The organism is Actinoplanes sp. KI2, from assembly GCF_025630775.1.
Classification (GTDB): Bacteria; Actinomycetota; Actinomycetes; order Mycobacteriales; family Micromonosporaceae; genus Actinoplanes.
Map to the genome: position 1 here is coordinate 195,891 of NZ_JAOSZE010000007.1, position 8,676 is coordinate 204,566.

13 protein-coding genes are annotated in these 8,676 nt (G+C 69.6%); 4 read left to right on the top strand and 9 right to left on the bottom strand.

What is annotated here, in order from left to right; genetic code table 11:
• Nucleotides 1-32: 32 nt before the first annotated feature.
• Nucleotides 33-500 (bottom strand): SAM-dependent methyltransferase, encoded by a 468-nt coding sequence (locus ODJ79_RS09580; RefSeq protein ID WP_263022991.1) that lies wholly within the window; start codon nt 498-500, stop codon nt 33-35.
• A gap of 115 nt (nt 501-615) precedes the next feature.
• On the opposite strand from ODJ79_RS09580, the gene ODJ79_RS09585 reads away from it, so the two are divergent.
• Complete coding sequence (locus tag ODJ79_RS09585; RefSeq protein WP_263022992.1) at nt 616-1,485, top strand: phosphotransferase family protein; 870 nt, start codon at nt 616-618, stop codon at nt 1,483-1,485.
• Here the strand turns inward: ODJ79_RS09585 and ODJ79_RS09590 are convergent, their stop codons facing one another.
• Nucleotides 1,486-2,154 carry a TetR/AcrR family transcriptional regulator gene (locus tag ODJ79_RS09590; protein ID WP_263022993.1) on the bottom strand — a complete coding sequence of 223 codons (669 nt, stop codon included), beginning with the start codon at nt 2,152-2,154 and terminating at the stop codon, nt 1,486-1,488.
• A 91-nt stretch (nt 2,155-2,245) separates the two neighbouring features.
• Here ODJ79_RS09590 and ODJ79_RS09595 point away from each other — a divergent pair, with 91 nt between their 5' ends.
• Complete coding sequence (locus ODJ79_RS09595) at nt 2,246-2,689, top strand: methyltransferase family protein (RefSeq protein ID WP_263022994.1); 444 nt, start codon at nt 2,246-2,248, stop codon at nt 2,687-2,689.
• Between the two features lie 9 nt (nt 2,690-2,698).
• On the opposite strand, the gene ODJ79_RS09600 is transcribed toward ODJ79_RS09595, so the two are convergent.
• The 3 genes from ODJ79_RS09600 to ODJ79_RS09610 form a co-directional block, all read right to left on the bottom strand.
• Nucleotides 2,699-3,463, bottom strand: coding sequence for a DUF899 domain-containing protein (locus ODJ79_RS09600; protein ID WP_263022995.1), 765 nt, complete (start codon nt 3,461-3,463; stop codon nt 2,699-2,701).
• A 78-nt stretch (nt 3,464-3,541) separates the two neighbouring features.
• Nucleotides 3,542-3,976, bottom strand: coding sequence for a YdeI/OmpD-associated family protein (locus ODJ79_RS09605; protein WP_263022996.1), 435 nt, complete (start codon nt 3,974-3,976; stop codon nt 3,542-3,544).
• A gap of 79 nt (nt 3,977-4,055) precedes the next feature.
• Nucleotides 4,056-4,469, bottom strand: coding sequence for a VOC family protein (locus tag ODJ79_RS09610; RefSeq protein WP_263022997.1), 414 nt, complete (start codon nt 4,467-4,469; stop codon nt 4,056-4,058).
• Here ODJ79_RS09610 and ODJ79_RS09615 point away from each other — a divergent pair.
• Both ODJ79_RS09615 and ODJ79_RS47105 read left to right on the top strand, forming a co-directional pair.
• Nucleotides 4,458-5,504, top strand: coding sequence for a LysR family transcriptional regulator (locus tag ODJ79_RS09615; RefSeq protein WP_263022998.1), 1,047 nt, complete (start codon nt 4,458-4,460; stop codon nt 5,502-5,504). The two genes, ODJ79_RS09610 and ODJ79_RS09615, sit on opposite strands and share 12 nt — an antisense overlap.
• Nucleotides 5,505-5,552: 48 nt before the next feature.
• Complete coding sequence (locus tag ODJ79_RS47105) at nt 5,553-5,633, top strand: hypothetical protein (protein ID WP_411267287.1); 81 nt, start codon at nt 5,553-5,555, stop codon at nt 5,631-5,633.
• 19 nt (nt 5,634-5,652) lie between these two features.
• Here the strand turns inward: ODJ79_RS47105 and ODJ79_RS09620 are convergent, their stop codons facing one another.
• The 4 genes from ODJ79_RS09620 to ODJ79_RS09635 are packed head-to-tail and all read right to left on the bottom strand — an operon-like array spanning nt 5,653 to nt 8,544.
• Nucleotides 5,653-6,432 carry an IclR family transcriptional regulator gene (locus tag ODJ79_RS09620; RefSeq protein ID WP_263022999.1) on the bottom strand — a complete coding sequence of 260 codons (780 nt, stop codon included), beginning with the start codon at nt 6,430-6,432 and terminating at the stop codon, nt 5,653-5,655.
• Nucleotides 6,429-7,358, bottom strand: a complete 930-nt coding sequence (locus ODJ79_RS09625) for a PDR/VanB family oxidoreductase (protein WP_263023000.1) — start codon at nt 7,356-7,358, stop codon at nt 6,429-6,431. The genes ODJ79_RS09620 and ODJ79_RS09625 overlap by 4 nt, the downstream gene beginning before the upstream one ends.
• On the bottom strand, nt 7,355-7,522 hold the full coding sequence (locus ODJ79_RS09630; RefSeq protein WP_263023001.1) for a hypothetical protein: 168 nt from the start codon (nt 7,520-7,522) through the stop codon (nt 7,355-7,357). Before ODJ79_RS09630 ends, ODJ79_RS09625 begins: the two co-directional genes overlap by 4 nt.
• The gene (locus tag ODJ79_RS09635; protein WP_263023002.1) at nt 7,519-8,544 is read right to left on the bottom strand and encodes an aromatic ring-hydroxylating dioxygenase subunit alpha; all 1,026 of its coding nucleotides are present in this window, start codon (nt 8,542-8,544) and stop codon (nt 7,519-7,521) included. The genes ODJ79_RS09630 and ODJ79_RS09635 overlap by 4 nt, the downstream gene beginning before the upstream one ends.
• Between the last annotated feature and the right edge of the window lie 132 nt (nt 8,545-8,676).

Below are 8,676 nucleotides of genomic sequence, written 5' to 3' on the forward strand. Positions count from 1 at the left end.
CCATCCGACCTCATTCCTCGTGGCCGTGCCACTTACTTCTTGAAGTAGTCGGACATCAGGTCGCTTACCCACTCGGGCTGCTTGATGTCGGTCGGGAGGAACTCCCTCATCGTCGGCTTCAGGTCGATCACCGGGGTGCCCGAGACCGCGTCAAGGCCTACCACGGCCAGTTCGCGACCGTGGACCGATTCGATCGCGCAGCAAGTCACCCCGATGCGGTTCGGCCGGCGCGGGCCACGGCCGGCGAAGACGCCTACCGAAGGCAGATCAAGACGGCCGCGGTAGGGACGGGGTTCACGGTAGTCACCGTGTGCCGGGAACTGGTCGAAGACGAACAAGACCTCCACGTGGGAGAAGCCCTCGAGCCCCTGTAGGCACGCTTCACCGAAACGCTCGTCAATGGTGATGGTGCTGCGGACGGCACCCCAGTTGTCCGTGTGCTGGATGTCCGTGCGGTCGTTTCGAACCGTACCGATCGCGGTGATCTCGAAGCTGAGCACATTGGGCAGGCTATCCGACGGCGCCCAACGCCAGGTCGAGCGATCGTGCTACCCGTGCGCTGAGCCCAGCCCGACACCCGCTTCTGGCCGCTTCCCATGTGCGAGGATGCATGCCGTGGAGGCGGAGGCCGTTTCGCGGGCGATTGTGGCCACGAAGGCCTTGGCGGTTCAGCTGCGTCTGCGGGTCGACGACGTGGCCGTCATCCAGAATTCGAACAAGCTTGCTCTGCGTCTGATGCCGTGTGGCGTCTTCGCCCGGGTCGCCCGGGCAGGGCGAGAGGTCGCCGCGCTCGAGGTCGAACTCGCCCTGGAATTCGCCGGGACCGCAAGTCCTGTCGCGGCGCTGGCGGCCGGCGTCGAGCCGCGGGTCTATGTACGCGACGGCTTCGCGGTGACGTTGTGGACCTACTACGAGACCGTGGCCCCCGATCGGGACTGGCCAGGCGCGTACGCAGACGTGCTCCACCGCCTGCACACCCGCATGCGCGACGTCGAGATCGCCACCCCGCATTTCCTGGACCGAGTCGCCGAGGCTGAACGGCTGGTCACCCACCGAGACGAAACCCCCGCGCTCGCGGAGGCCGACCGGCATCTCCTGCTTGACACCCTGGACAACGCGCGTGACCGGATCGGGGGCTGCGGCGCCGCTGACCAGCTGCTGCACGGCGAACCGCATCCCGGCAACCTGCTCAACACCCGTAACGGCCCGCTGCTGATCGACTTCGAGACCTGCTGCCGCGGACCCATCGAGTTCGATCTCGCCCACGTCCCGGACGAGGTCAGCGCGCACTATCCGGGCGTCGATCTGGTTCTGCTCGGAGAATGCCGACGGCTCGTGCTCGCGATGGTCGCGGCCTGGCGCTGGAGCATCCTCGATGAGTTCCCGGATGGGCACCGACACGGCCGGAACATCCTCACCCTGCTCCGCGAGGGTCCGCCATGGCCAACCGTCGGTACGCTCACCGCCACGTCGCAGGGCGCCTGATCAAGCGCCCTCTGCCGGTGCCGGCGATCCGGGCGCGGCGAGGAGCGCTGCGGCGACGGTGTCGACGTACCAGCGTTGGAAGCGCTCGGGTGGCCAGCCGCGTCGGCGTACGAGCCAGTCGTAGTTGCGCACGTCCATGGCCAGCCACAGCACGTCGGCTGCGGTGTCGACGGTGTGGTCCGGCCGCAGTTGGCCGGTCGAGACCAGGTCGGCGGCGAACATGGTCATGCCGATGCGGCGATCGTCGACGTTCTTGCGCCAGATCGCCGCGGCCTCGGGATCGGCGGTCGCGGCGGCGGCGAGGGCGAGCATCACCTGGGCCTGCCGGGCATGGCTGTCAACGAGGTGCCGGGCGTAGCGGTCAAGCTTTGCCCGGACGTCGGTCAGCGCCCGGATCTCCGCGACGAACGGACGGTCGGGCAGCGCCACGGGCTCGTCGTCTCCGGCAACCGTGACGTCGACCAGCGCCGACAGCAGGGCCTGCTTGCTGCCGAAGATCTTGTACACCGTCTGGATGGCGACCCCGGCCTCGGCCGCGATGGCGGTCAGCGGGGTGGCCGCGTAGCCGGGCTCGACGAACAGGGCTGCGGCCGCGTCCAGGATCGCCCCGCGCGTCTGCCGAGCCTGCTCCTGACGATGTGCCGACTCGTACCGCCTCTTGACAGTCACCGCACGAGTGTAGTGCTCTATTAGTTAGAGTCCGACTCTACCGAAGGGCGAGACGATGTCGGCTAATGCGGGAGCACAGCGAGGCGCTCAGGTGATCTTCGTACCGCCGCCGTTCTATTACGCCGCGGGCCTGGCCGGCGGCATGGCGATCAACGGTGTGGTCGCGCTTCCGCTCGGCGGGCGTCCCGCCACCGCGGTCGCCGGGGCGGTGCTCGCCGCGCTGGGGCTGGCGTTGGCCTTCGCCGGCGTCGCCGCCGTGATCCGGCACCGCACCACGATCGTGCCCCACCACCCGGTCGCCACGCTGCTCACCGGCGGCGCCTACCGGCTGTCGCGCAACCCGATGTACACCGGCCTGGCCATCGCCTATCTGGGTCTGGCCCTGGTGTTCGGTTCCTGGTGGCCGCTGGTGCTGTGGCCGGCTGTGCTCGTCGGCGTGCGCCAACTGGTCATCCGCCCCGAAGAGCGGTACCTCACCCAGCGGTTCGACCAGACCTACACCGACTACCAGTCCCGCGTGCGCCGGTGGCTCTAGCACCCAACGTCAATGGTGTGCACCGGTTCGGCCGAGGGTAGTCTCCGGCGTTGCCCCTGGACGAGTCCACTGGGGCACGGGGCGGCTCGTCGGGCCCCACGTGGACCTGCCGTCCGCGTCCGCGCGCCAATACCAGCACGGCTCCCCGCCCTTGGGCCATCCCTCCGGGCTGACCTGCCAAGCCTCGCCTCGCCCGTACGGTGTCATGTCGAGTAGGGCGAACGACCCACTGGCGGGCTCGGTGCCGCGGCCGGTCGTGCGGTAGGTGAGGAACACGCGCTCGCCGTCGCGCAGGAAGCAGCTGAAATAGCCCATGTCGCCGCCGATCGGCTCCGGCGCCTCGCGCACCGAGTACCACGGCTGGGTGTAGCCCATGAACTCGACAAACGGGGCGACCTCATCCCACCGGCCAGCGGTGAGCACGGCGAAGGAAACCCCGCGCGCGTTGAGGTAGGTGGCGTCTCGCAGATGCCAGGCCGCCACCGTGCAGCCCTCGCACTGCCCTTGGTGCGGTGCGCCGTCGTGCCACATGTGCTGGTAGACCAGAAGTTCATGGCGGCCCTGGAACAGGTCCCGGAACGGCACCGGCCCGTCCGGGCCGACGACCTCGACGCCACCGTCGATCTCGACCATGGGCAGCCGGCGACGCGCCGCGGCGATCGCATCGCCCTCGCGGGTGTGCGCCTTCTCCCGGATCAGCAACTCGTCCCGGGCTGCCCGCCAAGTGTCCAGGTCGACGATCGCCGGGCGCCCGGAAAGTTCGTTCGTTGTCACGGATGACTCCCTTCTCCACCCGAGACGTCGAAGCTGCCCTCCCGGCTTCGACATCGCGAAGCGGCGACATGTGGGTCGTCAGTCCCGCAGCATTCTGGTGGCCTTCTCGATCCGCCGGGTGCGCGTTTCGGGCTTCTTCGCGCTCTCGACAGCGCGCACGTGCTCGCGCTTGTGGCTCTCAGCGAGACGGTCGTAGGCGGCGCGGGCGACCAAGTCGGCATCCAGGGCGCGGGCGAAGTCCGGGGGTTCGATCACGGCACGGGGCTCGGTATCAAGTTCGACCTCTACCTCGACCTCGTCGCCGGTCACGACACCGGCGGCTTGCCGATTGGCGTTGCTCAGGCCGAGCAGGTGCCGGCCGCGCATGACAGCGACTCTGCTCTTCCACGAATGCCCATTGATCGTGATCGTCACCGGCGGCCGTCTGCCTGCACCGAGCGCCTCCACAATCTCTTGCGGAATCTCCAGCCCTCGCATGGGCTCCGGAGGCTCAACGTGGGCTCTGAATTTCATGATGTGCTCCCTCCACCTCGCCAAATCTAGGGTCCCTGGCCTCGCCGGGGTGGCGCGGCCAGGGACTTTGCGTGGGCGGCTACTCCGCGTAGGGCTGGTCCGTTGCCTGGGCACTGTAGCCCAGACTCCAGATGTAGCCGTCCGGGTCCGCGAAGGAGCCGCCGTACCCGCCCCACGGCAGGGCGGCGGCGGGCTTGAGGATCGTGGCGCCGGCCTTCTCGGCCGCCGCGATGATCTCGTCCACTCGCGCTTCACTACGCACGACGTAGGTGAGGACCAGCCCGCTGAAGCCGCTGCCTGCCGGGTTCGTGCCCGCCAAGCCGGCCAGCCCTTCGCGGCCGTAGAAGCCGACAAGAGAGCCTCCGTCCGATTCGAAGAACACGGAGACTCCGTAGTCGTCCTTGATCTTCCAGCCGAGCCCTTCGGTGTAGAACTGCTTCGACCTGCCCAGGTCCTGCACGCCCAGGAGGATCGAGCTGACGTGCGCTTTCATGCTTTGGGTTTCAAGATTCATAGTTGCCAAGCCTGGTGTGAAGCCCAGCAGGCGGCAACGCCGATCTCGGCAAGGTACGTTAACCCGACGCTAAACCTAGGGGAGGGGGCGGCTGTGGAATTGCGCGACATCGAGATCTTCCTGACGCTGGCCGAGGAACTGCATTTCGGGCGCACCGCCCAACGGCTGCGGGTAACCCCGGCCCGGGTCAGCCAGGCGATCAAGAAGCAGGAACGCCGCGTCGGCGCGCCGCTGTTCGACCGCTCACCGCACCACGTGGCGCTGACCCCGATCGGCCAGCAGCTCCGCGCCGACCTGCAAGCCGCGTACCAGCTCATCCGCAACGGCATCGACACCGCAGCCGCGACCGCGCGGGGCCCGGCCGGCACCCTCTCGCTGGGCACGTTCGTCAATCACCGGGAGAAGATCGCGCCGGTCATCGACCTGTTCCGGCAGCGGCATCCACAGTGCGAGCTGCGCATCCGGGAGATCACCTTCAACGATCCGTTCGGACCGCTGCGCACCGGCCACGTCGACATCGCACTGCTCTGGCTCCCGGTGCGCGAGCCCGATCTCACCGTCGGGCCTGTGGTCTACACCGAGCCGCTCGTGCTCGCCGTGGCCTCCACGCACCCACTGGCCGCCAGGGACACGGCCGAGATCGAAGATCTCGCCGACCTCACCGTCCCGGTGACAGAGAACCCCGTCCCGGACTACTGGACGGACGCGCACACACCCCGCACCACACCGGCCGGCCGGCCGATCCACCGCGGGCAGGTCGTCGCCTCCCTCGAAGAGGCGCTCACCGCGATCGCCGGCGGCGAGATCGTTTCACTCGTCGGACAACACGCGGTCACGTCACACCCGCGGCCGGGCGTCAGCTACGTGCCCATCTCGGACACGCACACCCTCCACTATGCGCCGATCTGGCGGACAGCCACCGAATCGCCCCTGATCCGTGCCTTCGAACAGACCGCCCAGGACGCCATCAACCCGCGAGCGAAAGCCACTGTTTCAACCGCCGCAACTCGCTGAAACCGGCTCCCGCTGCCGGCTCCGGAGCGATGATCCGCTGCGGTGCCGGTGGAGGACGCCGTCGAAGCAGTTCGTCACTTCTGCGAGTACGGCGAGCTGTCCCCGCTGCTGGACTGGGTCGAGGTGTAGGCCTTCGACGGCTGCGCGCCTATTCCTCCACGAGCGGGTCATCGGCCAATCCGGATCGTAGCGCTCTGGTGATGCCATGGGCCGTGGCACGTACGGCCGGGGCCAGCGCGGCGGGCAGCGCCGAGCCGGACGTCACGACGATCGACACGGCGGCCACCACGCTGCCGTCGGCGGCCCGGATCGGGGCGGCCACGGAAAGCGAGTCCATGGTCACCTGGCGGTCGTTCACGGCGAAGCCGTGCGTCCGGACGTCGGCGAGGATCTTGCGCAGCGCTTGCGCGTCGACGACGGTCAGCGGAGTGAACCGGGTGAGGGGCCCGGCGAGCACGGCTTCCTGGACGTCGGCCGGCGCGTGGGCGAGCAGCACCCGGCCGACGCCGGTGGGGTACAGCGGGAAGCGGCCGCCCACCCTGGTCAGCACCGGGACGGCGTGCCGCCCGGCGAGTCGTTCCACGTACACCGACTCGATCCCCTCGCGTACCGCAAGCTGCACGTTCTCCCTGGTGACCGCGAACAGATCCTCCATGTACGGCAGGGCCCGCTCGCGCAGGCCGAGACCGCGTGGCGCCAGCGAGGCGATTTCCCAGAGCCGCAGACCCACCCGGTAAACGCCGTCGCTGTCGCGTTCCAGCAGGCCGCAATGAACCAACTCGCCCGCGAGGCGATGGGTGGTCGTCAGGGGCAGCCCGGCCCGGCGGGCCAGCTGGCTCAGCGTGAGCCCGGGCCGGTCCGGGGTGAACGCCGTCAGCAGCTGGGTGGCCCGCCGCAGCACCGGCCCGGTTTCGCCTCTGGCTGTCATAGGTCCAGGATCAGGCGTGGACCGGCCGCGCGGGACACGCAGACGAACATCGTGTCGTTCGCCGCCCGCTCCTGCGCGGTGAGCAGGCTGTCCCGATGGTCGACCGCCCCGCCGAGCACGGCGGTCTCACAGGTGCCGCAGGTGCCCTCCGTGCACGACCAGAGGACCTCGATGCCGGCCTCCTCGACGACCCGCAGGATCGACTTGCCGGGAGGCACGGTCAGGGTGCGGCCGCTGCGGGCCAGCTCCACCTCGAAGGAGTCGGCACGGGCCGGTGCGCCCTGCTCCTTCGCGGCGAAGCGCTCCAGATGCAGCGGGCGGCCGGCACTGCGTTGCTCGATCGCGGTCAGCAGCGGTTCCGGCCCGCAACAGTAGACAGGTGTGTCCGGGGGCTCGCCGGCGAGGATCGCGTCGAGGTCGAGCAGGCCGGTCTCGTCCTGCGGATGAATCCACACCCGGTCGCCGTACGCGGAGCACAGCTCGGACCGGAAGGCCATCGAGTCTCGGCTGCGGCCGCCGTAGTGCAGCCGCCAGCGCGCGCCGGCCGCCGCGGCGGCATCCATCATGGGCAGCAGCGGGGTGATGCCGATGCCACCCGCGATGAACAGGTAGCGGGCGGCCGGCACGAGCGGGAAGTGGTTGCGCGGGCCGCCCACCTCGACGAGGTCGCTCTCGCGGAGCCGGTCGTGCACCGCCAGCGAACCTCCCCGGCCGTCCGGCTCGCGGAGCACGGCGATGCGCCAGACCGTGCGGTCGGCGGGGTCGCCGCAGAGCGAGTACTGCCGCACGATACCCGCGGCCGGCACCAGGTCGATGTGCGCGCCGGGTGTCCAGGCCGGCAGGTCGGAGCCCGACGGGTCGCGCAGCTCCAGGACCACGACGCCGTCGGCGGCCGCCTCGCGTCGGCTGATGGCGAGCCGCTTCACTTCCCGGCCTCGCCCACCGCGGCGGGATGGTGGGGGTGGGCCAGCAGCCATTGCCACATCGCGACCGGGTCGTCGGCGACCGATTCGGCACCGCAGTGGCAGCGCCCGCGCAGCCGATCGGAGCCCGGCACCCAGTCGACCTGCAGCACTCTGCGGGTGGTCATCGGAGTTTGGCGATCATCCGGCGGGCGGCGAGGCCGCCGGTGTCGATGTTGATCGACAGTTCCTGGTATCCGTCCGACTCAGCGGCGATGACCTGTTCGAGAACATTCAGCGCGGCGACGTCCTGAAGCACGACGGTCCGATTGTTCTCCGCCAGGAAGTCGGACACGCCCTGGTCGTCGAGGGCGAAATCGCGGGCCACCGCCCAGAAGTCGTGCGTCGAGTGCTCGGTCTCCGGAGTGAGCGCGTAGACCACTTCGACGTGAAACGCATCGGGGTCGGTGCCGTCCGCGCCCGGCAGCACCCCGACCGGCGCGATCCGGCTGTGCAGCAGGTAGAGGCAGGGCGGCGTGAACTCGATGTCCTGCCAGCGAGTGATCCGGCCGGTGATGCCGGTGCTTTTGGCGTAGAAGGGCGGGCAGGCGGCATCGGCCATGTGCCGGGAGACGTGGACGATCCCGGCGTCCTCGTCGACCCGGGTGACGATCGGCGTCTCGGCGACCTCGGGCGTGCCGATGTAGCCGCCGTGCAGGTAGGTCTCGTGGGACAGGTCGAGCAGGTTGTCGACCAGCAGGCCGTGCCGGGCAGCCAGCGGTTCCATCCCGGAAACCGTCGTCCAGCCCGGCAGGTCGAGCCACGGCGCCCGGGGGAGGTGGGCGGCGTCGGCGTTGGCCGGGTCGCCGATGAAGACCCAGACGAAGCCGTCCAGCTCGGTCACCGGGTAGGAGGTGAGCCTGGCGGTACGCGGGATCCGGGTCTGGCCCGGCACCGCCACGCAGGTGCCGCCCCGGTCGTAGGTGAAGCCGTGGTAGCCGCAGACCACGGTGTCACCGACCAGGTGGCTGGGCGCCTGGGAGAGCGGGAACCGCCGGTGCACGCAGCGGTCGCTCATCGCTGCGACGTCGCCGGCCTCGGTCCGCCAGAACAGGATGGACTCGCCGCAGACGGTCCGGCTGAACAGGTCCCGGCCGATCTCCCGGCCGTAAGCCGCCACGTACCACTGGTTTCGCACGAATTCGCTCATCGACACAGCGTGACCGCAGCCACCGCGTACCCGAGGGTGCTCTTCCAGATTTCGGAAGGCGACGGACGAGGTCGGCCCCGGCGAGCCGGGGTGGAGCGGCGCCACTCGGCGCGAGCTTGCATCGATGCGCAA

Bases quoted from the DNA above. Each gene is read 5' to 3' on its own strand.
- ODJ79_RS09605 (WP_263022996.1), bottom strand. From the start codon at position 3,976: ATGAAATTCAGAGCCCACGTTGAGCCTCCGGAGCCCATGCGAGGGCTG.
- ODJ79_RS09610 (WP_263022997.1), bottom strand. From the start codon at position 4,469: ATGAAAGCGCACGTCAGCTCGATCCTCCTGGGCGTGCAGGACCTGGGC.
- ODJ79_RS09620 (WP_263022999.1), bottom strand. From the start codon at position 6,432: ATGACAGCCAGAGGCGAAACCGGGCCGGTGCTGCGGCGGGCCACCCAG.
- ODJ79_RS09630 (WP_263023001.1), bottom strand. From the start codon at position 7,522: ATGACCACCCGCAGAGTGCTGCAGGTCGACTGGGTGCCGGGCTCCGAT.
- ODJ79_RS09635 (WP_263023002.1), bottom strand. From the start codon at position 8,544: ATGAGCGAATTCGTGCGAAACCAGTGGTACGTGGCGGCTTACGGCCGG.